21 protein-coding genes and 1 tRNA gene are annotated in these 22,913 nt (G+C 72.2%); 11 read left to right on the top strand and 11 right to left on the bottom strand.

Going from position 1 to position 22,913, the window contains the following annotated elements; translation table 11 throughout:
- Positions 1–446: 446 nt before the first annotated feature.
- The 6 genes from hisB to DFH01_RS05100 are packed head-to-tail and all read left to right on the top strand — an operon-like array spanning position 447 to position 4,256.
- The gene (gene hisB, locus DFH01_RS05075; RefSeq protein ID WP_109869265.1) at positions 447–1,079 is read left to right on the top strand and encodes an imidazoleglycerol-phosphate dehydratase HisB; all 633 of its coding nucleotides are present in this window, start codon (positions 447–449) and stop codon (positions 1,077–1,079) included.
- Positions 1,076–1,483 (top strand): DUF2628 domain-containing protein, encoded by a 408-nt coding sequence (locus DFH01_RS28070; RefSeq protein WP_158287617.1) that lies wholly within the window; start codon positions 1,076–1,078, stop codon positions 1,481–1,483. The genes hisB and DFH01_RS28070 overlap by 4 nt, the downstream gene beginning before the upstream one ends.
- The gene (gene hisH / locus DFH01_RS05085; protein WP_199231130.1) at positions 1,480–2,133 is read left to right on the top strand and encodes an imidazole glycerol phosphate synthase subunit HisH; all 654 of its coding nucleotides are present in this window, start codon (positions 1,480–1,482) and stop codon (positions 2,131–2,133) included. The genes DFH01_RS28070 and hisH overlap by 4 nt, the downstream gene beginning before the upstream one ends.
- Positions 2,130–2,714: a GNAT family N-acetyltransferase gene (locus DFH01_RS05090; protein WP_109869267.1), complete on the top strand. Its 585-nt coding sequence runs from the start codon at positions 2,130–2,132 to the stop codon at positions 2,712–2,714. The genes hisH and DFH01_RS05090 overlap by 4 nt, the downstream gene beginning before the upstream one ends.
- Before the next feature lies 1 nt (position 2,715).
- Positions 2,716–3,447 (top strand): 1-(5-phosphoribosyl)-5-[(5-phosphoribosylamino)methylideneamino]imidazole-4-carboxamide isomerase, encoded by a 732-nt coding sequence (gene hisA / locus DFH01_RS05095; protein WP_109869268.1) that lies wholly within the window; start codon positions 2,716–2,718, stop codon positions 3,445–3,447.
- A gap of 2 nt (positions 3,448–3,449) precedes the next feature.
- Positions 3,450–4,256: a trypsin-like serine peptidase gene (locus DFH01_RS05100; protein WP_109869269.1), complete on the top strand. Its 807-nt coding sequence runs from the start codon at positions 3,450–3,452 to the stop codon at positions 4,254–4,256.
- Positions 4,257–4,320: 64 nt separating this feature from the next.
- On the opposite strand, the gene DFH01_RS05105 is transcribed toward DFH01_RS05100, so the two are convergent.
- Positions 4,321–4,396, bottom strand: a tRNA-Ala gene (locus DFH01_RS05105).
- A gap of 150 nt (positions 4,397–4,546) precedes the next feature.
- Between DFH01_RS05105 and DFH01_RS05110 the strand changes: the two genes are divergently transcribed.
- Both DFH01_RS05110 and DFH01_RS05115 read left to right on the top strand, forming a co-directional pair.
- Positions 4,547–5,284, top strand: a complete 738-nt coding sequence (locus tag DFH01_RS05110; RefSeq protein WP_109869270.1) for a CoA transferase subunit A — start codon at positions 4,547–4,549, stop codon at positions 5,282–5,284.
- A gap of 13 nt (positions 5,285–5,297) precedes the next feature.
- On the top strand, positions 5,298–5,948 hold the full coding sequence (locus DFH01_RS05115) for a CoA transferase subunit B (RefSeq protein ID WP_109869271.1): 651 nt from the start codon (positions 5,298–5,300) through the stop codon (positions 5,946–5,948).
- 27 nt (positions 5,949–5,975) lie between these two features.
- Here DFH01_RS05115 and DFH01_RS05120 read toward each other — a convergent pair whose 3' ends face one another.
- The 6 genes from DFH01_RS05120 to DFH01_RS05145 all read right to left on the bottom strand — a co-directional run bounded on the left by DFH01_RS05120 (position 5,976) and on the right by DFH01_RS05145 (position 11,856).
- The gene (locus DFH01_RS05120; protein WP_109869272.1) at positions 5,976–7,520 is read right to left on the bottom strand and encodes a hypothetical protein; all 1,545 of its coding nucleotides are present in this window, start codon (positions 7,518–7,520) and stop codon (positions 5,976–5,978) included.
- A 9-nt stretch (positions 7,521–7,529) separates the two neighbouring features.
- Positions 7,530–8,168: a class I SAM-dependent methyltransferase gene (locus DFH01_RS05125; protein WP_109869273.1), complete on the bottom strand. Its 639-nt coding sequence runs from the start codon at positions 8,166–8,168 to the stop codon at positions 7,530–7,532.
- Positions 8,165–9,214, bottom strand: a complete 1,050-nt coding sequence (locus DFH01_RS05130) for a glycosyltransferase family 2 protein (protein ID WP_109869274.1) — start codon at positions 9,212–9,214, stop codon at positions 8,165–8,167. The genes DFH01_RS05125 and DFH01_RS05130 overlap by 4 nt, the downstream gene beginning before the upstream one ends.
- A gap of 86 nt (positions 9,215–9,300) precedes the next feature.
- Positions 9,301–10,104, bottom strand: a complete 804-nt coding sequence (locus DFH01_RS05135; RefSeq protein ID WP_109869275.1) for an undecaprenyl-diphosphate phosphatase — start codon at positions 10,102–10,104, stop codon at positions 9,301–9,303.
- Between the two features lie 132 nt (positions 10,105–10,236).
- A complete protein-coding gene (locus DFH01_RS05140; RefSeq protein WP_109869276.1) occupies positions 10,237–11,322 on the bottom strand; it encodes a TRAP transporter substrate-binding protein in 1,086 nt (361 codons plus the stop codon).
- A gap of 114 nt (positions 11,323–11,436) precedes the next feature.
- Complete coding sequence (locus DFH01_RS05145) at positions 11,437–11,856, bottom strand: DUF4149 domain-containing protein (protein WP_158287618.1); 420 nt, start codon at positions 11,854–11,856, stop codon at positions 11,437–11,439.
- A 112-nt stretch (positions 11,857–11,968) separates the two neighbouring features.
- On the opposite strand from DFH01_RS05145, the gene DFH01_RS05150 reads away from it, so the two are divergent.
- Complete coding sequence (locus tag DFH01_RS05150; protein ID WP_109869278.1) at positions 11,969–12,439, top strand: response regulator; 471 nt, start codon at positions 11,969–11,971, stop codon at positions 12,437–12,439.
- On the opposite strand, the gene DFH01_RS05155 is transcribed toward DFH01_RS05150, so the two are convergent.
- From DFH01_RS05155 to ahcY, 4 genes are all read right to left on the bottom strand, one after another.
- The gene (locus tag DFH01_RS05155; protein ID WP_109869279.1) at positions 12,429–13,958 is read right to left on the bottom strand and encodes a PAS domain-containing HWE histidine kinase family protein; all 1,530 of its coding nucleotides are present in this window, start codon (positions 13,956–13,958) and stop codon (positions 12,429–12,431) included. The two genes, DFH01_RS05150 and DFH01_RS05155, sit on opposite strands and share 11 nt — an antisense overlap.
- Positions 13,959–14,114: 156 nt before the next feature.
- Complete coding sequence (locus DFH01_RS05160; RefSeq protein ID WP_199231132.1) at positions 14,115–15,914, bottom strand: amidohydrolase; 1,800 nt, start codon at positions 15,912–15,914, stop codon at positions 14,115–14,117.
- An 88-nt stretch (positions 15,915–16,002) separates the two neighbouring features.
- Positions 16,003–18,555, bottom strand: a complete 2,553-nt coding sequence (locus DFH01_RS05165) for an HWE histidine kinase domain-containing protein (protein WP_109869280.1) — start codon at positions 18,553–18,555, stop codon at positions 16,003–16,005.
- A gap of 182 nt (positions 18,556–18,737) precedes the next feature.
- The gene (ahcY, locus tag DFH01_RS05170) at positions 18,738–20,135 is read right to left on the bottom strand and encodes an adenosylhomocysteinase (protein ID WP_109869281.1); all 1,398 of its coding nucleotides are present in this window, start codon (positions 20,133–20,135) and stop codon (positions 18,738–18,740) included.
- A 360-nt stretch (positions 20,136–20,495) separates the two neighbouring features.
- Between ahcY and DFH01_RS05175 the strand changes: the two genes are divergently transcribed.
- Both DFH01_RS05175 and DFH01_RS05180 read left to right on the top strand, forming a co-directional pair.
- Positions 20,496–21,227 (top strand): endonuclease/exonuclease/phosphatase family protein, encoded by a 732-nt coding sequence (locus DFH01_RS05175; RefSeq protein ID WP_199231133.1) that lies wholly within the window; start codon positions 20,496–20,498, stop codon positions 21,225–21,227.
- An 89-nt stretch (positions 21,228–21,316) separates the two neighbouring features.
- Positions 21,317–22,840: a phospholipase D family protein gene (locus tag DFH01_RS05180; RefSeq protein WP_109869283.1), complete on the top strand. Its 1,524-nt coding sequence runs from the start codon at positions 21,317–21,319 to the stop codon at positions 22,838–22,840.
- The last annotated feature ends 73 nt before the right edge of the window (positions 22,841–22,913 follow it).

Here is a 22,913-nt window from a genome sequence, read left to right on the forward strand (position 1 = left end):
GAAAGTAAACGACCCGTGATCGATTCAATCGGAGTCGCCTACAACCAGGCCGAGCAGTCGTCGCGCAAAGGGCAGGCAAACCTCGTGCCGCAAATCTAATGCTCTGATCCGGAACGATTGAGTTCGCCGGCACCGACGGCTGCGTTCCGGTGTGTCAAGAATTCCGACAGCCACGGCCATCCCAATGCCTCGCCGCCCGACTTGCAGACTGCGCAAGCGATCCGGTTGCGGTATCGGACCGGCGGGATGCCTTCGATTCCAGCCGCATCCGCCGCCCCCGTCGCGTCGGACCGGTTGCCGGCGGGCTGCCAACCGGCAAGGAATCCGACAGGCACGCGGCGGCCCGCGCCCGGGGCGCTCCTCTGCCGGGCGGGTCTCGTGCGGCAATGCCGCGCCGCCCGCGCGGACCCCTCGCCAAGCCGGGCCACCCGGCGTAAACCGCCGCCATGACGGCCAGCCGCAACCAGGACGGGAAGGGCGCCGCGCCGCGCCGCGCGGAGATCCTGCGCGCAACCTCGGAAACCGACATCCGCCTGGCGCTCGACCTCGACGGCACCGGCCGGGCGGAGGTGGCGACCGGCGTCGGCTTCCTCGACCACATGCTCACCGCGCTGGCGCGCCACGCCCTGCTGGACCTGACGGTGGCGGCCAAGGGCGACCTGCACATCGACGACCATCACACCACCGAGGATGTCGGCATCGTGCTGGGCCAGGCGGTGCGCCAGGCGCTGGGCGACAAGCGCGGCATACGGCGCTTCGGCCATTGCATCCTGCCGATGGACGAGGCGCTGGCCGAGGCCGCGATCGACATCTCCGGCCGGCCCTTCCTGGCCTGGTCGGTGCCCTTCGCCCGGCCGAAGATCGGCAGCTTCGACACGGAGCTGGTCGAGGAGTTCTTCCGCGCCTTCGCCTTCAATGCGGGCATCACCCTGCATGTGACCTTGAAGGCGGGCAGCAACGCCCACCATGTGGCGGAGGCCTGCTTCAAGGCGGTGGCGCGTGCGCTGCGGATGGCCATGGAGGCCGACCCGCGCGCCGGCGGCGTCATCCCCTCCACCAAGGGCATGCTGGAAGGGTGAGGGTGCGCCTCTACACCGTGCATGGCGAACCGCCGCGGAAGGTCGAAGGGCCGGAGGGCTGGCCGCAGCCAAAGGGGCCTCCGCCGGTGCTCCTGCGCGACGGCTTCTCCCTCTATCCCTTCCTGTTCGGCTTCCTCTGGTTCCTGGCGCAGCGCCTGTGGATCGAGGCGGGCGTGATGCTGGCGCTGACCGTCGCCGCCATGGTGCTGCTGCCCGATCCCTATGCGGCGGCGGCGGTGCTCGCGCTGCATGTCATCGCCGGGTTCGAGGGGCGCGACCGGCAGCGTGCGCGGCTCGCCCGGCGCGGCATGCCGGAGCTCGCGGTGGTCGCGGCGCCGGACATGGACCTCGCATGGTTCCGCCTGGCGGCGCAGCGGCCCGATCTCGTGAAGGCGGCGCCGTGAAGCTTGCCGTGGTGGACCCCGGCTCCGGCAATCTCGCCTCCGTGCGCCGGGCCTTGGAACGTGTCGCGCGCGAGGACGGCGTCGCGGTGGAGATCCGCGTCACGACGGAGGCGCAGGATGTCCGCGACGCGGACCGCATCATCCTGCCCGGCCAGGGCGCCTTCGCCGCCTGCCGCCGCGGCCTCGACGCCCTGCCCGGCATGGTGGAGGCGCTGACGGAGGCGGTGATCGACGAAGGAAAGCCCTTTCTCGGCATCTGCGTGGGCATGCAGCTGATGGCCGGGCGCGGCCTGGAGCATGGCGAGACGCCGGGGCTCGCCTGGATCGCCGGCGAGATCGCGCCGATGGACCCGCACGCTGCCGACGGTGCCGAGCTGCCGCTGCCCCAGATGGGCTGGAACGCGCTGCACCGGGCCGCGCCCGCGCATCCGCTGCTGGCGGGCGTGGCGGAGGGCGGCCACGCCTATTTCGTGCATTCCTATGCGCTTTCGGGCGGCAGCGCGGCCGAGCTGCTTGCCTCCACCGACTATGGCGGGCCGGTCGCGGCGATGGTCGGGCGCGACAACCTCGCCGGCACGCAGTTCCACGCCGAGAAGTCGGGCCAGGTGGGCCTGCGCATCCTCTCGAACTTCCTGGCTTGGCGCCCATGAGCCAGGCCGGGCGCGCCGTGGCGCACAGCATGGCGGTGGAGATCGCCACCAGCCTCGATCCCCACGACCTCGAGGATCTGTGCGAGGCGACGAATGCCGCCATCATCGAGGGCGGCGGCTTCGGCTGGATCGGATCGCAGGACCGCGCCGCGCTGGCGCGGCACTTCCGCGGCGTGCTGCTGGTGCCGGACCGCACGCTGTTCCTCGCGCGGCTGGATGGCGTGGTGGTGGGCTCCGCCCAGCTCGTGCGCCCGCCGCGCAACAACGAAGCGCAGGCCTTCGCCGCGCAGCTCACCCATGCCTACATCGCCCCCTATGCGCGCGGCTTCGGCCTGGCGCGGCGCTTGGTGGCGCGGGTGGAGGAGCACGCGGCGGCGATGGGCTTCCGCGTGCTGAATCTCGACGTGCGGGAGACGCAGGCGGGCGCCATCGCACTGTTCGAATCGCTCGGCTATGTCCGCTGGGGCACGCATCCGGCCTATGCGCGGGTGGATGGCCGCACCGTTGCGGGGCATCACTACTACAAGCTGCTGGAGCCGGGTCGCGGCCGCGCGACCGGGACGCTGATCGGCCCGAACTGACATGTCCTTCACCCTCTATCCCGCCATAGACCTGAAGGGCGGCAAGGTCGTGCGGCTGAAGCGCGGCGAGATGGACCAGGCGACGGTCTATGCCGAGGACCCCGCCGCCCAGGCCGCCGCCTTCGCCGCGCAGGGTTTTTCATGGGTGCATGTGGTTGACCTTGATGGGGCCTTTGCCGGGCGTCCTGCCAATGCCGGGGCGGTGCGCGGCATCCTCGGCGCCGTGCCGGGACTGCCGGTGCAGCTTGGCGGCGGCATCCGCGACATGCAGACCGCGGAAGCGTGGCTTTCGGCCGGCGTGGCGCGGATCATCCTGGGCTCGGCCGCGGTGAAGGACCCGGATTTTGCCCGCGCGGCCTGCAAGGCCTTTCCCGGACAGGTGGCGCTCGGCCTCGATGCGCGGGACGGCTTCGTCGCGACAGAGGGCTGGGCCGAGACCAGCGGCGTCACGGCGACCGATCTGGCGCTGCGCTACGCCGATGCCGGCGCGGCGGCGATCATCTACACCGACATCGCGCGCGATGGCATGCTGGCGGGTGTGAACGTGGCCCAGACCGCGGCGCTGGCGCGGGCCACGGCCATTCCCGTGATCGCCTCGGGCGGCGTCGCGGGGGTGGAGGACATCGTCGCGCTGCGCGCGGCGCAGGCCGGGATCGCCGGCGCGATCCTGGGCCGTGCGCTTTACGATGGGCGGGTGGAGCCCGGCGCGGCGCTGGCCGCCGCGCGCGCCTGATCATGCCGCGGCCCCGCCGCTGGGCCGGGCTGCTGGCCGCGCTGGCGCTGCTCGCGGGCTGCGCGGACGATCCGTTGCTCACCGCGGCGTCGCTGCCGGGGCTCGGCGCGACGGAGGTTCGCCAGGCGGTGGACACGCAGGTCGCGCCCTGGCGTTCCCTGGGCGCGGTGGCGACGCAGGCGGGTGCGCGCTGCACCGGCGCGCTGATCGGGCCGCGCATCGTGCTGACCGCGGCGCATTGCCTGCTGGATCCGCGCACGGCGCGGCTGGTGCAGCCCGGCCAGGCGCAGTTCCTGCAAGAGCACGCGCCGGCCGGGCGGCCGCGGGCCGTGCGGGTCGCGTCCTATGTCGTCGGTCCGGGCTTCCGTGCCCTGCCGGGGCCGCGCCCGGCGCCGGGCGTGCCGCCGGATTCCGACTGGGCGATGCTGCTGCTGGACGCGGCGGTGCCGCCCGCGCCGCCGGACCTTCTGCTGCCTGTCGTGCCGCTCTTCGCGCGGCCGGGGACCGAGCTGGCGCTCGGCGGCTACCAGGCGGACCGGCCGACTCTGCTGGTGGCGGATCTTTCGTGCCGCGTGCTGGGCTATGGCCGCGACGACACGGGCCGCGTGATGCTGCGCCATTCGTGCGCCGCGACGAGCGGATCGAGCGGCGGGCCGCTGCTGGTGCGGCTTTCGACCGGGCAGTGGGTGGTGGCCGGCGTGGGCTCGATGGCGCTGAACAACGAGGCGGGCGGCTGGGCGGTGCCGGCGGCGGCGATCTACCGCGCGGCGGAGAATGCCAGGAATGACGCGGTGAAGGCCGCGCCTTAGCGTCGGCCGCGCGCCCACAAAACGAAACCGCCGGCCCCGATCACCCGGGGCCGGCGGCCGGAACTGGTGGAGCCAAGGGGAGTCGAACCCCTGACCTCTTGAATGCCATTCAAGCGCTCTCCCAACTGAGCTATGGCCCCGCAAGTCTTGGGAGGCGCGCCGTATAGCCGCCGCCCCCCACCCGCGCAAGGGTGGGCGGCGCATCGAATCCGGTGGGCGCGACCCCTTCCAACCCCGCCCGCCGCCCAATAGGGTGCGGCGCAGCAACCGCACAGGGACGGCCGCACGCCATGCGCAAGGTCCACAAGGACGCCCGCGATGCCCTCGCCGGGCTGCTCAGGGACGGAATGACCATCATGTCCGGCGGCTTCGGCCTCTGCGGCGTGCCGAGCCTGCTGATCGAGGCGATCCGCGAGAGCGGCGCGAAGGACCTGACGGTCATCTCGAACAATGCCGGCATCGACGGCGTCGGCCTCGGCATCCTGCTCGACACGCGGCAGATCCGGAAGATGATCAGCAGCTATGTCGGCGAGAACGCGACCTTCGCGAAGCAGTACCTCGCCGGCGAGCTGGAGATCGAGTTCAACCCGCAGGGCACGCTGGCGGAGCGCATCCGCTCCGGCGGCGCCGGCATCCCGGCTTTCTACACCAAGACCGGCGTCGGCACGCAGATCGCCGAAGGCAAGCCGACCGCGGTGTTCGACGGCGAGACCTATGTGATGGAGAAGACGCTCTTCGCCGACCTCGCCATCGTCCACGCCTATATGGGCGACCATGAGGGGAATCTGCGCTACCGGAAGACGGCGCGGAACTTCAACCCGATCATGGCGACGGCGGCGAAGGTGACGGTCGCGCAGGTGGAGCACCTGGTGCGCCCCGGCGAGATCGACGCCGACGACATCCACACGCCCGGCGTCTTCGTGAAGCGCCTGCTGCTCTGCCCGGCCGACTACGAGAAGCGCATCGAGAGCCGCACCGTCCGCAAGCATCCCGCCGGCGCCGCCGGGCCGGCGAACGTCTCGATCTGAGGAGGACGCGACCATGCCTTGGACCCGCGACGAGATGGCGGCGCGTGCCGCCCGCGAATTGCAGGACGGCTTCTACGTCAATCTCGGCATCGGCATCCCGACGCTGGTGGCGAACCACGTGCCCGCCGGCATGACGGTGCAGCTGCAATCCGAGAACGGGATGCTCGGCCTTGGCCCCTTCCCGTACGAGGGCGAGGAGGATCCGGACCTCATCAACGCCGGCAAGCAGACCATCACGCAGCTGCCGACCTCGTCCTTCTTCGATTCCGCGCAGAGCTTCGGGATGATCCGCGGCGGGCATATCGACCTGTCCATCCTCGGCGCACTGCAGGTGGCGCAGAATGGCGACCTCGCCAACTGGATGATCCCCGGCAAGATGGTGAAGGGGATGGGCGGCGCGATGGACCTCGTCGCCGGGGTGAAGAAGGTCATCGTGCTGATGGAGCATTGCGCGCGCGGCGACGAGCCGAAGCTGCTCAAGGCCTGCAACCTGCCGCTGACCGGCAGCCGCGTGGTGGACATGGTGATCACCGACCTCGGCGTGTTCAGCATCGACAAGAAGGGCGATGGCGGGATGACGCTGGTGGAATGCGCCCGCGGCGTCACCGAGGCCGAGATCCGCGCCAAGACGGAAGCGGACTACAAGGTGGCGGTTACCGCCTGATCGCCACGCGGCGGATCGGGTTGCGGATCAGGGGGGCGGCGTCCAGTCGCTGCCCTCCGGCAGGCGGATCACCAGCCAGGCGTGCCTGATGCGGCGCGGAAAGGCCGCGTCCAGCGCCGCCGCGACCGGCGGGTTGTAGCGGCTGTCGAACATCAGGTCGCCGCGATCGCCGATGGTGACGGCCAGGCCGAAGCGGCCGGCGCGGATCATCTCGACCAGGCGCGCCTCGTCCCAGCGGCCGAGGCTGGCGAGCTCGGCGAAGATCGCGGGCTCCCACGGCACTTCCTTCCCGGCGCGCAGCAGCAGCACCATGTCGTCGGAGAGGACGGGCTTCGGGCTCGACCGGACCAGCTCGACCAGCGCGTGCATGAAGCGCGGCGCGTAGGCGGGATGGGAGAGCACGCCATGCCGCGGATCCGGCAGGCGGGCGAGATGCAGCACCAGCAGGCCCGCGGCCAGCACGGCCGCGGCGGCCACAGGGGCGCGGCGCGCGGTGCCGTCGCGCAGGGCGGCAGCCGCTCGGCCGGAGAGGATGCCGATGACCATCGCGCAGCCGCAGATCCATTCCAGGAAGTAGTTCACGCTGGAGCCGGATTTGAGCGCGAGGGCGAGAAGCGGCGTCGAGATCGCGAGGTAGAGCAGCACGGCGGTCGTGGCGCGCGTTTCCGTACGCGTGCGCAGCGCCTGCCGCAGCGCGCGCCAGCCGGGCCGCAGAAGCGTCCAGGCGAGGCCGAGCGCGGCGACCAGCGCGATCCCGATCGGCACGGCATGGCCGATCGCGAAGCGGTAGGTCATCCACAGCCCCTGCTGGCCGTAGCGATTGATGTTGTAGAGCAGGAGGTGGCGCAGGAAGCCGCCTTCGGTCAGCAGCATCGCGGCCGCGAGCGCCAGCAGCGAGATCGCGAGCCCGGCCGCGATAAGCCGCAGCGCGGCGCGCGGGCTGGCGAACAGCAGCATCAGCGTGGCCGCCAGCGGCGCGGCGAGCGTGGTCTGCCGCGTGTAGACGGCCAGCGAGAACAGCAGCGCCGCTCCCAGGGTGAGCCAAGGCCTGTCCGGGGCATGGATCGCCAGCGCGAGGCCCGAGAGGGTGAAGGCGATGGCGAGCATGTCCACCCGCGCCAGCGGCATCCAGTGCGGCACCGGCGAGAAGGCGAAGAGGGCAAGCGCGCCGACCGCCGCGCCGAACAGGGCGGCCCGGCCCGCCCGCCCGCCGCCGAGCGCCGTGTGCACGATGGCGCCGATCGCCGTCGCCATGGCGAGTGTCGCCGCGATGGAAAGGCTGCGCGCCGCGCCGACGAGGTCGAGGCCGAGCGACGCGAGCGCATGCACGGCCAGCAGGTAGCCGGGCGGGTAGTGGAAGACGATGAAGGGATACTGCGCGATGTCGCCATAGGCGCGCGGGCCCGTCACCAGCAGCGCCTGCTGCAGCACGATCCCCTCGCCATAGTCGAGGTTGAGCGTGAAGCCGACCGCCGACAGCGCCGCCTGCAGCACATCCGCCGCGCGCCACGCCAGCGCGAGCAGGACGACGCCGAGCGCGATGCGCGTCACCGTCGCGGCCGGGCTGCGCATGCGCGGCGCTCAGCTCCGGCGCGGGCGCGCGGCGACCAGCATCTGCTTGCCGCCCGGCTTGAGCGGCGAGGCGAGCCAGGCACGGATCAGCAGCGGATGCACGGGCAGGCGCGACTTGATCGTCAGCGGCAGGAAGCGCGGGCGCACCTCGAAGGGTTCGAAGCCATGCGCGGCCAGGAAGTCGCACAGGCTGACATGCGACCAGGGCGTCACATGCGTGTAGTCGTCGTAGTACTCGCGCGAGGCGTGGCGCCAGTTCGGCTGCAGGATGGTCAGCGTGCCGCGCGGCGACAGCACGCGGCGCAGCCCGGCGAGCGTCGCGGCGAAGTCGGCCTGCGTCAGGTGCTCGAACAGGTTGCTCGCGAAGGCGAAGTCGACGGCGCCGTCGGGCAGGAAGCCGAGATCGGCGACGCTGCCGACCACCGCCTCCACGCCGGGCGCGACGTGGCGCGGCAGCTCGGCCCAAGTGTCCACGGCGATGCGGCGCCGGGCGACGACCTGGTTGATGAAGCTGCCATAGCCGGCGCCGAGGTCGAGCACGCAGTCCGCGGCGCCGATCCGCGCGGCGAAATGGTGGCGCCAGAGCGTGCGCCAGAGCACCTCCCGCCGCGGGTCGGGGGCGAAGCGCACATCGTGGTAGCCGCTCATGCGCCGGATTTCCGCCAGCCGAGGATGATGCCGGACATCATGCGCAGCCCGACCTTGAGCGCGCGCAGGTCGCTCGCATTGCCGCCCTTGCTGTCGCCGATGCGCGGATGGAAGGTGATCGGGCATTCGACCAGCGTGAGGCCGGCGCCCAACGTGGTGTCGAGGAAGTGGGCGTTGAATTCGAGATTGATGTCCGGGTTCAGCGACGGCAGCAGGCGGCGCAGCGCATCGCGGCGGCAGAGCTTGTACGTGGTGCCCACGTCGGTGATGGTGCCGCGGCCGACATGCTTGGCTTCCAGCAGCTTCCCGACGAAGAGATTGCCGTAGTACATGAAGGTCGTCAGCTGGGTCCGCGGCTGGCGCAGCCGCTCCACCGTGCGCGTGCCGTTGACGATGTCGGCATGCGGCGCATAGGCGAGCAGCTTGTCGATGTCGAAGGCGCGGAAGGTGCCGTCGCCTTCGCACAGCACGACGAGCTCCGCGTCGCCGTGCAGGATCGCCTCCGACAGGCAGCGATGCACGCAGCGGCCATAGCCCTGGAGCGGCTCGTCGAAGACGATCGCGCCGGCTTCCGCCGCCCGGGCCATCGTGGCATCGCGGCTGTTGTTGCTCACGACGATCACGCGCGCCACGCGCGGATGCGCGCGGAAGTCGCGGACGGCGTCGCCGATGCTGAGCTCGTCGTTGTAGGCGGTGAGCGCAACGGTGACCCGGGGATCCTCGAGCGCGTCCCAGCGCACCGCCTCGCCCCGCCTGCGGGAGCCGAGCAGCAGCAGCAGGTCGCCGGCGATCAGCGCCAGGCCGGCCACGAGCGGAACGCCGCTGTACCAGACCAGCCATTCCGAGACGGGCAGCAGCCAGGCGTCGAGGCCCAGCAGATAGCGCGGGAACACCATCAGCACGCCGAGGAAATACATGGCGAGGCCGAGGGTGAAGGCGAGCAGCCCGTGCAGCGCCCAGGGCACGCGGGCCAGCGCCCGCGCGGCCGCCCAGACGACGGGGCGCAGGCGGGCGAACCTCGCCTCGGGCGGGCGGCTGCGGGGCATCGCGACTCCGGACGCGCCGGGCCGCGCGCCCGGCCGCTCAAGCCCCTGCTAGCATCGCATGCGGCGACGCTTCAATATCGCAACCATCAGCGCGCCAGCAGAACCGCCAGCATGACCGTGCCAAGCGCGATGCGGTACCAGCCGAAAGGGGTGAAGCCGATGCGCGCGATCACGCCCATCAGCCAGCGCACGACCAGCAGCGCGACCACGAAGGACGTCACGAAGCCGACGCCGATCTGCGCCAGCCCGCTCATGTCGAGGTCGGCGCGCGCCTTGTAGAGGGCGTAGACGGTGGCGGCGAACATCGTCGGGATCGCGAGCATGAAGGAGAACTCGGCCGCGGTCCGCCGGTCCACGCCGACCAGCAGCGCCGTGATGATCGTGGCGCCGGAGCGCGAGGTGCCCGGGATCATCGCCAGCGCCTGGCCGAAGCCGATCAGCAGCGCCGCCAGTGGCCCGATCTCCGCCACCGAGCGGATGGTCGGGTTCGGCCGCCAGCGCTCGATCGCGATGATCGCGACGCCGCCGAGGATCAGCGCGGCGCAGACCACATAGGGATTGAACAGCGCGTCGCTGATGACGCGGTAGAAGGTGGCGCCGATCACCATCGCCGGCAGGAAGGCGAGCACGATGTTGATGGCGTAGAAGCGCTCCGGCCCGGGCCGCCAGGCCTTGAGGAGCAGCTGCATCAGCGTCGGCCAGAACACCACGACGACCGCGAGGATGGCGCCGAGCTGGATGGCGATCTTGAAGGTGTTGCTGGCCGGCCCCTCGAAGCCGATCAGCTCGCCGAGCAGGATCAGGTGGCCGGTCGAGGAGATGGGCAGGAACTCGGTGAGTCCCTCCACGATGCCCATCAGCAGGGCGGAGAGGATCGCGCTGGCATCCATGACGGGCAGGGCTCCGGGGACGGCGCTTCATAGCGTCCGGGGCGGTGCGCGGCCAATCGGCCGGCGGGTGAACAAAAGAAAAGCCCCGCCGCGCCCGGATGGGGCGCGGCGGGGCCGGCGCTGCGCGCCCGCTCAGCGCACCGTCTGGGCGGCGCTGAAGGCGAAGTTGTCGAAGCTGTTCTCCGCCACGCGGAACCACTGGAACTGCTCGGTGCGGAAGCGGAGGTAGCTTTCCATGATCTTCCTGAGCTTCGGATTCTGCTGCATCAGGTCGGCCGTGACCTCCTCGTTCGCGCGCCAGGCGGCCTCCATGATCGGGCGCGGCCAGAAGCGGAGCTGCGCGCCGGCGGCGATCAGGCGGCGCAGGGCCGGCGGGTTCGCCGCGTCGTAGCGCGCGACCATCTCGGTGTCGGCCTCGGCGCAGGCGACGTCGATCGCCGCCTTGTAGCTGTCGGGCAGCGCCGCCCAGGCGCGCTGGTTCATCATGAAGTGCAGCCGCGCGCCCGGCTCCCAGAAGCCCGGCGCGTAGTAGAAGCGGGCGACGCGCACGTAGTTGGCGCGCTCGTCGTCATGCGGGCCGACGAACTCGACCGCGTCGATCACGCCGCGCTCGAGCGAGGGATAGATGTCGGCCGGGGCGATCAGCGTCGGCACGGCGCCGAGGCGGGTGAAGAGCTGGCCCGGGATGCCGGGGATGCGGAACTTCAGGCCGCGCAGCTGCTCGAGCGAGGTGATCTCGTTGCGGAACCAGCCGCCCATCTGCGCGCCGGTGTCGCCCGCGGTCCGGGCGACGATGTTGTAGTCGGCGAAGTGCTCGTTCGCCAGGTCGTTGCCGCCGCCCAGGCGGAACCAGGAGGTGAGCTGGCGGGTGTTCAGGCCGAAGGGATAGGCCGTGAAGGGGGCGAAGGCCGTGTCCTTGCCGATGTAGTAGTAGGAGGCGGTATGGCCGCACTCCAGCGAGCCCTGCTGCAGCGCGTCCACGATCTGGAGCGCGCCTACCACCTCCCCGGCGGGGAAGGTCTGGATGCGGAACTTGCCGTCGGTGAGCTGGGCGACGCGGGCGGAGATGCGCTCCAGCGTGCCGTAGAGGATGTCGAACACGCGCGGGAAGGCGGACTGGCAGCGCCAGCGAACCTCCGGCAGGGACTGGGCGAGGGCGGGCGTCGCGAGCGCGACCGGAGCGGTCGCGGCGGCGCCCATCAGGGCACGGCGGTTCATCGGTTCCTCCCGGAATTGGGCTGTCGCGGGCCCCTGCCCGCGTCTGGCTGAGGCTTAATGCATCCCGGAGGAGGCGAGAATAGGCATCGTTGCGCCTCGGGCGCGGTCCGCCGCCTACAGGACGAAGCCCACCAGCACCGTCGCCGCGCCGATCATCTGCAGCAGGTTGGCCCAGACGGAGAGGCGGTGCGCCCGGTCGAAGGCGCGCTGCGCCGCCGCGTCGCCGGCCTTGGCCGCGTCCGAGAGGGCGTTGATCCGCGGCATCAGCACCTGGCGCAGCCAGACGGCGACGCCCGCGATCACCGCCATGATGCCGGAATCCGGCTTGGAGAGGGGGAAGAGCGCAACGGCGGCAGCCCCGGCGCAGGCGGCCACCCAGACATAGTAGCGGGGGAAGAGGCTGCGCAGGAACCGGCCGGCAGGCTCGGGCGGCAGGGCGCGGAAGACCACCGGCGCGACCAGCGCGGCGAAGAAGGCCATGCCGCCGAACAGCAGGGCCGCGGCGAACAGGGCGATCAGGGCAAGGGCGCTCACGGGGGGCTCCGATGTGGTGGCCACAAGATCGGCCCGCCGGCCGCCGGCGCAATGGGGCGGAGGCGGCCCTGGGTGTGGCCGCGGCATCACGCCTTGCCACGATGATGCCGCAATGCGGAACTTGGAGCCCGGGCAAGCGATTTCCGGGGGTTATGCGCGTGAAGGGCGGGACGGTCGCATGCCCCGGACAGTATTGATCGTGGAAGACGAGATCCTGGTGGCGGCAAGCCTCGAGGCCACGCTCGAGGACCTCGGCTACGAGCCCGTGGGCATCGCCCAGGATGCCGAGACGGCGCTCGCCCTGGCCGCGCGCCGTCCGGCCATCGCCCTGGTGGACCTCAACCTGCGCGACGGCGAAACCGGCGCGGTGGTCGGCGCCCGGCTTGCCGCCGAGTTCGGCGTGGCGGTGCTGTTCATCACCGCCAATCCGCGCCGTCTCGGTCGCGGCGTGCCGGGCACCCTCGGCGTGCTGGGCAAGCCGGTGGACGAGGACAAGGTGGCCGCGGCGGTCGAATATGTGGCGCAGCGGCGGCGTGGCCTGGCACCGCCGCCGCCGGCCGCCGTGCTGCCCTTCAGCCCGTAGCGCCCGGCCGCACCAAGCGGGACGGGCGGAGCAGGATCTCCACCTCCAGCCCTTCGCGCAGCCAGCGGCGCCGGATCGTGCCGCCGTGCTGCTGCTCGACGCTCATGGCCGCGAGCACCGTTCCGAAGCCGGTGCGTTCGGGCTCGCCCTCCACCGGCGGGCCGCCGCTCTCCTGCCAGCGTATCGTGAGGCTGTCCTCCGTCTGGCCGAGCCGGCTCTCGATGCTGACGCGGCCCTCCTCCGCCGACAGGGCGCCGTATTTGGCCGCGTTGGTCGAAAGCTCGTGGAACAGCAGCGCGATGGTGGTGGCGCCGTGGTCGTCGGCCGGCACGTCGTCGCCGGTGATCGCGACGCGCCCTTCGTGGAAGGCGGGATAGGGCAGGAACAGCTCCCGCAGCATGCCGTGCAGCGTGGTCTGGCCGATCGCGGGCCGGGATTCCTCGCTGTGCGGGCGGGCGAAGTCGTGCGCCCGGCCGAGCGCCGCGACCCGCGTGGCGAGGTCGCGGGCGAAGTCCCGCGCGCCGGGCTCGCGCCGGGCGGACAGCCGGATCAGCCCGTTGATCACGGCGAAGATGTTCTTGATGCGGTGGCTGAGCTCGCGGCTCAGCACCTCGTTCTGCTCGGCCACGCGCTTGGCGTGGTCGATATCCGTGCAGGTGCCGATCCAGCGCAGGATCCGGCCCTGCCGGTCGTGCACGGGCAGCGCACGGCCGAGTGTCCAGCGGTATTCGCCGCTGCGGTGGCGCAGCCGGTACTCGATCTCGTAGGGTTCGCCGGTCTCGAGGCTGTGGCGCCAGCGTTCTCGTGCGCGCTCCTGGTCGTCGGGATGGAACATGCCGCTCCATGCCGATCCGTCGGTGCTTCCCGTCGGCACGCCGGTGAAGGCGTACCACTGCGCGTTGTAGTAGTCGTGGAAGCCGTCCGGCAGCGCGGACCACACCATCTGCGGCATCGCATCGGTCAGCACGCGGTAGCGCGCCTCCGCATCGCGCAGCGCGGCCTCGGTGCGGACCTGCTCCGAGATCTCGGAGTTCTTGCCGAACCACCGCACGACGCGCCCCGTCGCGTCGCGCAGCGGCACGATGCGGGTGAGGAAGGGCCGGAAGCGGCCATCCGCGCCGCGCAGCGGAAAGACCAGCTCGAAGGGTTCGCCGGTGGCGATGGCCTCCATCCAGCGGGCAAGCACACGCGGCAGTTCGGCGGGATCATGCACGCTCTGCCAGCCCCAGCCTTCCATCGCGTCCGGCGTGGTGCCGCAGTATTCGTGCCAGCGCCTGTTGTACCAGACGATGTAGCCGTCGCCGCGCGCGATCCAGCACAGGGTCGGGATGTTGTCGGCAAGCAGCCGGAACTCGGCATCGCCGAGCGAGTCGGCGGAGAGCTCCGGCAGGGTTTCGTCGAGTGTCCTGGGCCTGCGCCAATAGGCGCGCCCGGCATCCTCCGCCGCCTGCGCGGCGGCGCGCGCCGCCGGCCCCGGCTGCCGCTGCGGCGGAAGGCCGCCTTCGTGCGTCTGCTGCATCCTGGCGAGCCTAACGCCGTCGGACGGTCGGGGGAGCCTGCCGTCCGCCACTCCGCGCGTTGCACACGCGGAGTTGTGGGCACCGGGGCGGTTGCCGACATGGCGTTGAGGCTGCGCCGCCGCTGTCCAGTCGGGGCGTCGCGCTGGCCGGCAGCGTCAGGCGCGGTGGACGCTCGTCCCTTCCTTGATCGTCTGCGTCACCTTCAGATCGGCGAGCCTCTCCGGGTCCACGGTCATCGGGTTGCCCGACAGGATCACGAAGTCGGCGAGCTTCCCGACTTCGATCGAGCCCTTGGCCGCTTCCTCGAAATGCTGGTGCGCGGCCCAGATCGTCATCGCCTTCAGGGCGGTGGCGACCGGCACGCGATGGCGCGGGCCGATGATGTCGCCGCTGCGCGATCGCCGCGTGACCGTGGCGGACAGCACGCGCATGGAATCCGGCCGCGCCACCGGCGCGTCGTGGTGCGAGGTGAACATCATCCCGCGGCTCATCAGCCATCCGGTCGGCGAGATGTTCTCCGCCCGCTCCGGTCCCAGCACGGAATCGCGGTGCCAGTCGCCCCAGTAGAAGGTGTGCATCGGGAACAGCGCGGGGAAGATGCCGAGTTCGCGCAGCTGGTCCACCTGGTCCTCGCGCAGCGTCTGGCCGTGGATCAGCACCGGCCGCCGGTCGCCCGGGCCGTGCCGCCGCGTCGCCTCGCGCGCGGCGGCGATCATGAGGTCGATCGCGGCGTCGCCATTGGCGTGCGCCATGATCTGCCAGCCGCGTTCGTAGCAGCGCGAGAAGGCCGCGATGGTGGCCTCCGTCGGGGCGGTCTGCAGCCCGCGATAATCCGGCGGCAGCCCCTCGGGGATGACGTGGTAGGGGCGCGAGAGCCAGGCCGTCTTGCCCTGCGGCGAGCCGTCCAGCGAGATCTTCGCGCCGCCGACGCGCAGCCGGTTGCGGTAGCTCCGCCCATGCAGCGCGCCGCCGAGCTGGTCGGCGGCACCGAGGATGTCGGGATAGGCGACGACGTCCACCGCGAGCAGGCCGCGATCGGCGGCCTTCGCCAGGTTCGCGAGCGTCGGGCCCATGGCGCGGCCCTCCTGGCAGGTGGTGTAGCCGAAGGAGGCGTAGAACTCCGATCCCGCGCGGATCATGGACAGCCAGGCCGGCTCGTCGAGCGCGCCGAGCAGCGGGCCGGCGGCGGCGATCATGGCGTTCTCCTCCATCACGCCGTTCGGCTCGCGCGAGCCGTCGCGGCGGCGGAAGACGCCGCCGGTCGGGTCGGGCGTCGCGGCGGTGATGCCCACCTTCTCGAGCGCCTTCGAATTCGCGGCGGCGAGGTGGGAGGAGGTGTGGATGATCAGCACCGGCACCTCGGTCGAGACCTGGTCCAGCTCCTCGCGCGTCGGGTGGCGCCGCTCCTTCAGCTGGCTGTCGTCGTAGCCGAAGCCGAAGATCAGGCCGTAGCGCCTGACCGCGGCCTCGTTGCGCTGCGCCCACTCGCGCAGGATGCGGATCAACGCGGGGATGTCGTTGGCCTCGCCATCCGGCGCGGCGAGCAGGTTCGCGCCGACCGCCTGCAGCCCGACCATGACCACATGCCCGTGTGGATCCACGAAGCCGGGCAGCATCGTGCGGCCTTCGAGGTTCACCATGCGCGTCCCCGGCCCGCGCGTTGCCTCCACCTGCGCGCGGCTGCCGACCGCGAGGATGCGGCCGCCGCGCACGGCGACCGCCTCCGCCGTCGGCGCCGCGTCGTTCATGGTCAGGATCGGGCCGCCGGCGAAGATCAGCTCGGCGGGGCCCGTGCCGGCGACGGCCGGTGCCTGCGCCGCCGCGCAGCGGAACAGGCTGCCGAAGCCCACCGCGCCGGCGCCGGCCGCGAGCCGCGCGGTTCCCCCGAGCACCGCCCGCCGCGACGGTGCGGCGCGCGCGAAGGCGGCGCCGAAGGGGGAGCAGGCGATGCACATGACGGGCGGTCCCGATGCTGCGAGTTCGAAACAGCCTAGCGTGCAACCGCGGCGGATGCACAAGGCCTGGGCCCGCGCGCGGAACGCGCTATGCGGCGGCCGTGCCCACGGCGGCACGCAGCGCCGCCGCCAGCTCCGCAGGCGCCACCGGCTTGCGCAGCACCGTCGCGCCGAAGCCGCCGCTGCCCTCCGGCAGCGCGCTGTAGCCGGTTGCGAACACCACCGGCACGCCGCGCCGGGCAAGCGCGGTCGCGGCCGGGAAGCTCGGCTGGCCGTGCAGGTTCACGTCCAGCAGCGCCGCGTCGAGCCGGCCCGCGCTGTCCGCGAGGCGCATGGCCTCCTCGAGGGTGCCGGCCGGGCCGATCACCTCGCAGCCCAGGCTCCGCAGCGTGTCGGCGATGTCCGTCGCGATCAGCGCCTCGTCCTCCGCCACCAGCACCCGCAGTCCGTGCAGGCCGCCCTGCGTCGCGGCGCGCTCGGCCGCCGGCGCCGGCGGCGGCTCGGCCCCGGCGCTGCGCGTCGGGGGAGCGAGGCTGCCGGCCGGGATGGTCAGGTCGCAGCGCAGCCCGGCCGGGTCCCAGGCGAAGGCGGCCTTCCCGCCCAGCTGCGCGCCGATCGTCGCCTCGACCAGCCTGGAGCCGAAGCCCCGGCGCCGCGGCGGCCCGGGCACCGCCGGCCCGCCCTGCTCCTCCCAGCGCAGGCGGAGCGCGCCGTCGGTCGGGTCGAGCTCCCAGGACAGCGCGATCCGCCCCTCGGGACGGGAGAGGGCGCCGTGCTTCGCCGCATTCGTCGCAAGTTCGTGCAGCACCATCGAGACCGGTTGCGCCGCTTCCGCCGCCAGGCGCACCGGCGGTCCGGCGATCCCGGCCCGCCCGGCCTCGAGATAGGCGGCAAGTTCCTCGGCCGCGATCTCGCGCAGGCCGGCGCCGCGCCAGAGGTCGCGTGCCAGCAGGTCATGCGCGCGGGCCAGCGCGCGCACCCGCCCCTCGACCGAGGCGGCATAGGCGACCGGGTCCTCGGCGCGGGTCAGCCGCACGACGGACTGCACGACGGCGAGCGCGTTCTTGGCGCGGTGGTCCACCTCGCGCATCAGCAGCTGCTGGCGTTCCTCCGCGAGCTTGCGTTCGGTCACGTCGAACATCACGCCGACGAAGCGCCCCGGGCCTACGCGGTCGCGGATGGCGCGGCCGTAAGTCTCCATCCAGCGGATCTCGCCGTCGTCGGCGCGGCGGATGCGGTAGCTGACATGGAAGCGGCCGCCCTCGCGCTCCGCGCGCGCCCATTCCGCCTCGACCCGCGCGAGGTCGTCCGGATGGACGCGGGCGCGCCACATCGCGAGGCTCGCTTCTTCCGGCCTGTCCGGGTCCTGGCCGAGCATGAGGAAATGATGGCGCGACCAGGTGAGGCGGCCGGTCGCCGCATCCATCTCCCAGGTCGCCATGCCGGTTCCCTCCACGGCGAGGCGCAGGCGTTCCTCGCCGTGCCGCGCGGCGTCGGCGCGCTGGCGGAGCGCGGCGTCGGCGGCGACGAAGCCGCGGCGCAGCGCCTCGAACTCGGTCACGGTGGAGGGGGGTGCGGAGAGGTCGGGCGCGGTATCGCCCTCCCCGCTCTGCGCCACGGCTTCGGCATCGGCAGCGAGCGCGCGCAATGGCCGGATCAGGCGGCTGCCGAGCCATAGCGCCAGGGCAAGACCGAGCGCCAGCACGACGCCGCCGCCGAGTGCCAGCGCCTGCAGGGGCCGCTGCCAGCTGGCCACATAGGCGGAGCGAGGCTCGGCCACGGCGACGGTCCAGCCGGGTGCCGTGCCGAGCTCCGCGAAGCCGAGCACCAGGCCCTCCCCGTCCAGGCTCATGCCGTGGAGCAGTCCGATCCTGCGGTCCCGGACGCCCAGCACGTACCAGGGCGCGGCGGGCATGCCGACGAAGCGCTCATGGTCGCGGGATCGCGCGGCGATGTTGCCGCGGGAATCCACGATCGCGGCGATGGCGCCGCCTGACTGGCTCTGCGCCTGCAGCAGACGGGCGAAGCGGGACGGGTCGAGCGCGATGCCGATGGCGCGGATCACCCTGCCGCCGCGGATCACCGGGACGAAGAGGAAGGCCGTGTGACGATCCACCGCCCGCCCGCGTGCGACGCCCCCGATCGCCGGGCGCCCTGTGGCGAAGACGCGCGGCAAGGGCGCGTCCGCGGCCGGCAGCCGGAGGCCGGCGGGCAGCGGGGCGCCCCGTGGGATCAGCGTGTGGAGCTGCGTCTGATAGTCGGGCGGCGGGCCCACCACCGTCACGTAGCTGCCGAGTGCCGCAGCCAGTTCGCTCGCGCGGGCGCGGAATTCCTGCAGATCGGCCTCGGACGCGCCGGCGTCGAGCAGCCGTGCCGTGGAGAGCCCGCTGATGGTCGCCGCGAAACTGCCGATCTCGCGGTCCATCGCCAGGGCGAGCGCGCGTGCCGTGTCCTCCAGCCGCCGCTCGAAGGCGCTGCGATACGCCATGACCGCCTGCCAGGTGACAACGCCGCCGACCGCGAGCGCGGGCAGGAGCAGGGCGAGCGCGAAGGCGACGAGATGGGCGCGGAGGCGGCGCGTGACCGGAGCGGGGCCGGGCAGGCGGCCTGGAAGAGGGGTGGGCGCGGCGCCTGCTGACATGGCCTCGGAGCGCTCCCCGCGGAAGCCGGCAACCGGGCCGGGAGTTTCCGGACGGAGACCTTACCGAGGGGTGAAGGTCCGCTCAACGGCGCGGACCGCACCTTCCGCAGCCGAACGCGTCACGGCCGCGGAACCGATCGCCATGCGGCGGGCGTCGCGCGTTGCGACGCCCGCGCGCGGGCTCAGTAGCGGTACTGGTCGGCCTTGAAGGGGCCCTGCTCCGGCACGCCGATGTAGTCGGCCTGCTGCTTGTTCAGCGTGGTCAGCGTGGCGCCGACCTTCGCGAGGTGCAGCGCGGCCACCTTCTCGTCGAGATGCTTGGGCAGCGTGTAGACCTTCTTCTCGTACTTGCCCGGGTTCGTCCAAAGCTCGATCTGCGCCAGCGTCTGGTTGGTGAAGGACGCCGACATGACGAAGCTCGGATGGCCCGTGGCGTTGCCGAGGTTCACGAGGCGACCCTCGGACAGCAGGATGATGCGCTTGCCGTTCGGGAACTCGATCTCGTCCACCTGCGGCTTCACGTTGTCCCACTTGTAGTTGCGCAGCGCGGCGACCTGGATCTCGCTGTCGAAGTGGCCGATGTTGCACACGATGGCGCGGTGCTTCATCTGCCGCATGTGGTCGGCGGTGATGACGTCCACGTTGCCCGTGGCGGTGACGAAGATGTCGGCGCGCGGCGCGGCCTGCTCCATCGTCACGACCTCGTAGCCTTCCATCGCGGCCTGCAGCGCGCAGATCGGGTCGATCTCCGACACCATCACGCGGCAGCCGGCGTTGCGGAGGCTGGCGGCGCTGCCCTTGCCGACGTCGCCGAAGCCGCAGACCATCGCGATCTTGCCGGCCATCATCACGTCGGTGCCGCGGCGGATCGCGTCCACCAGCGATTCACGGCAGCCATAGAGGTTGTCGAACTTCGACTTCGTCACGCTGTCGTTGACGTTGATCGCCGGGAACAGCAGCCGGCCTTCCTTCGCCATGGTGTAGAGGCGATGGACGCCCGTCGTCGTCTCCTCCGACACGCCGACGATGTTCTTCGCGAGCTGCGCGAACCAGCCGGGCTTGGTCTTCAGGCAATCCTTGATGAGGGCGAAGAAGACCTCCTCCTCCTCATTGGTCGCCTTGTCGAGGAAGGCCACGTCGCCCTGCTCGGCGCGCAGGCCGTAATGGACCAGCAGCGTCATGTCGCCGCCGTCGTCGAGCAGGACGTTCGGCGTGCCGCCGTCGCCCCACTCGAGCGTGCGCTTCACATACTGCCAGTATTCGGGAAGCGTCTCGCCCTTCACGGCGAAGACCGGCGTGCCGCCGGCGGCGATGGCGGCCGCGGCGTGGTCCTGCGTCGAGAAGATGTTGCAGGAGGACCAGCGGACATCGGCGCCGAGATGCTTCAGCGTCTCGATCAGCACGGCGGTCTGGATGGTCATGTGCAGGCAGCCCGCGACGCGGGCACCCTTCAGCGGCTGCTGCTTGCCGTATTCGGCGCGCACGGCCATCAGGCCGGGCATCTCGTCCTCGGCCATGCTGATCTCCTTCCGGCCCCAATCGGCCAGGGAGATGTCCTTCACGACGTAATCGGCGGCCATGTGCACGGGTCCTGATGCTTGGGATCGGGCGGGGCCCTAGCACGGGGCGGAGAGCGGGCCAAGACTCGCCTACCAGGCATAAGGATATCTTTATGCCTTGCGGGGCAATGTCGCGGCTTGGCATGGGCCGCGCGAAACACCATTCTCCCCGATACTGATGCTCCCCTCCGATCGTCTGCCCCGCCGCCGGACCGGATGACCGCCACCCTCGTGCCCAGGCGCGGGTTGCGCTCCCCCGAACGTCTGCGCGTGGCCGATCACATCCGGGCCACGCACCAATCCGTGCGCCAGCTTCTCAGCGAGTTCCGGGATGCCCGCCGGCGCGGTCGCGCGGCCCCGCGCCCGCCGGCGGAGGGCGAGATGCGCATCGCCTCCTGGAACCTGCACAAATGCGTCGGCACGGACGGGCGCTTCGATCCGCACCGCTCCGTGGCGGTGATCGCGGAGCTCGGCGCCGATGTGGTGGCGCTGCAGGAGGCCGACCGGCGGTTCGGCCGCCGGGTCGGACTGCTGGACGCGAAGCTGCTGGAGAAGCAGGCGGGGCTGGTGCCGCTGCCCGTGTCGGACCTGCCGGACGGGCATGGCTGGCACGGCAACGCCATCCTGGTGCGGCCGGGCACGCGGGCGCGGCTGCGCCGGCTTGCCCTGCCCGGCGCCGAGCCGCGCGGGGCGGTGGTGGCCGATCTGGACCTGGCGGATGGGCCGCTGCGGCTCGTCGCCGCGCATTTCGGCCTGCTGCCGCGCTGCCGCCGCCGCCAATCCGCGGCGATCCTGACCGCGCTGCAGGAAGCGGAGCCGCGCCCGACGGTGCTCTGCGGCGACCTGAACGAATGGGGGCTCGGCGCCCGGTCCTCGCTGCAGGCGCTGAGCGAGCTGTTCGGTCCTGTCGCGCCCGGCCCGGCCAGCTTCCCCACCCGGCTGCCGGTGCTGCCGCTGGACCGGATCCTGGCCTGGCCGAAGCCGCTGGTGAGCCAGGTGGAGGTGCATGACAGCCCGCTGGCGCGCATCGCCTCGGACCACCTGCCGCTGACGGCGCGCTTGCACCTGGACGCGGTGGCCGACACCTTCGAGGCGCTGCGCGCGGCGGCGTGAGCTCCCGGGCCGGCGGGACCAGCTGTCCCGCCCCGGCCAGAACCAGACCCCGGCCCCGGCCGTTCGGTGCTGCGGATGATCGAAGACCCATGTCGGATCTCGTGACACGGCCTGCGCTGGCTGCCGCCGTCCCGCCCGGGGCGACGCGGCTGGAACGCGCCGTATTGGCGGCGCTGGGCTGCATCGGGCTGCGCGACCGGGGCACGCGCCGGCAGGGCGGCGCGGCAGTCCTGTGCCGCGCCGAGGAAGCCTTCGCGATCCGCGCGGCTTCCGCCCGCGCGGCCGGGCGGACGCTCGACCTGCAGTATTATGTGTGGCGCGGCGACACGACCGGACAGCTCCTCGGCCGCGAGGTGCTTGCGGCGGCGGATCGCGGCGTCGCGGTGCGCATGCTGCTCGACGATGTGTACGCCATCGGCCATGAGCGCAGCCTCGCGGCGCTGGACGGGCATCCGAACATCGAGGTGCGGCTGTTCAACGCCACGCGCTGGCGGCTGTTCGGGCGCTGGGGCCACCTGCTGGAGCTCGCCTTCGGCGGCTGGCACCTCAACCGGCGCATGCACAACAAGAACTGGATCGCGGATCGCGCGCTGGCGGTGGTGGGCGGGCGCAACATCGGCGACGAGTATTTCGGCCTGGACAACGATGGTGCGATCAACTTCCGCGACCTCGACCTGGTGCTGGCGGGCCCACCGGCGGCGCAGGCGCTGGCGGTGTTCGAGCGCTACTGGGCGAGCCCGCTGGCGCAGCCCGCGGCGCGGTTGAGCGCGGCGAGCGATGCGCGCGGCGGCCTTGCGGGCCTGCGCCGCGGCATGGAGGAGGCTGCGCGCCGGCCGCAGGCGGCGGGCCTCGTCTCCGCGCTGTCGGAGCATCCGGCGCGCAGGATCCGCACCGGCCTGACGGCGGTGGCGGCCGACGCCGTGCGCGTGGTGGCCGATGCGCCGGAGAAGGCGAAGCGCGGCCTGGGAGCGCGCAAGCGGGCGCGCGCCGCCGGCGGCATCGCCGCCGAGATCGCCGACGCGCTGCGCGAGGCGCGGCGGGAGGCGCGGCTGATCTCGCCCTATTTCGTGCCGGGCCGTGCGGGGCTGAAGCTGCTGCTCGATCTCGTCGCGCGCGGCGTGCAGGTCAGCGTGGTGACGAACTCGCTGGCCGCGACCGACGTGGTCGCCGTGCATGGCGGCTACATGAAGTACCGCCGCCCGCTGCTGCGCGCCGGCGTGACGATCCATGAGCTGAAGCCCGAGCTGGACCAGGAGCGGGCGAGCATGCTGGGCTCGCGCGGCGGCGCGGCGCTGCACACCAAGGCGCTGGTGGTGGACGGCATGCGCGCCTTCGTCGGCAGCTTCAACCTGGATCATCGCTCCGCCGCGCTGAACACCGAGATGGGCGTCTTCGTGCAGAACCCCGCCGTGGCGCGCGAAGTGGCGGAGGAGCAGGAGCGGCTGACCGATCCGGCGATAAGCTGGAAGCTCTCGCTGGAGGGCGGACGGCTGGTGTGGCGGGACGAGCATGCCGGCGTGCCGCGCGAGCAGCATACGGAGCCGGGCGCGTCCTGGCGCCGCACAGCCGTGGCGTGGCTGGCGCGCGTGCTGCCGGTGGAAGAGCAGCTTTAGCCCGGCAACCGCGCGGCGCGCCGCGTTTCAGCCGCCGCGCTCCGGCGCAACGGCGCGAAACAACGGAAACGGA

The sequence above is a fragment of the Falsiroseomonas bella genome, from assembly GCF_003173615.1.
Classification (GTDB): Bacteria; Pseudomonadota; Alphaproteobacteria; order Acetobacterales; family Acetobacteraceae; genus Falsiroseomonas; species Falsiroseomonas bella.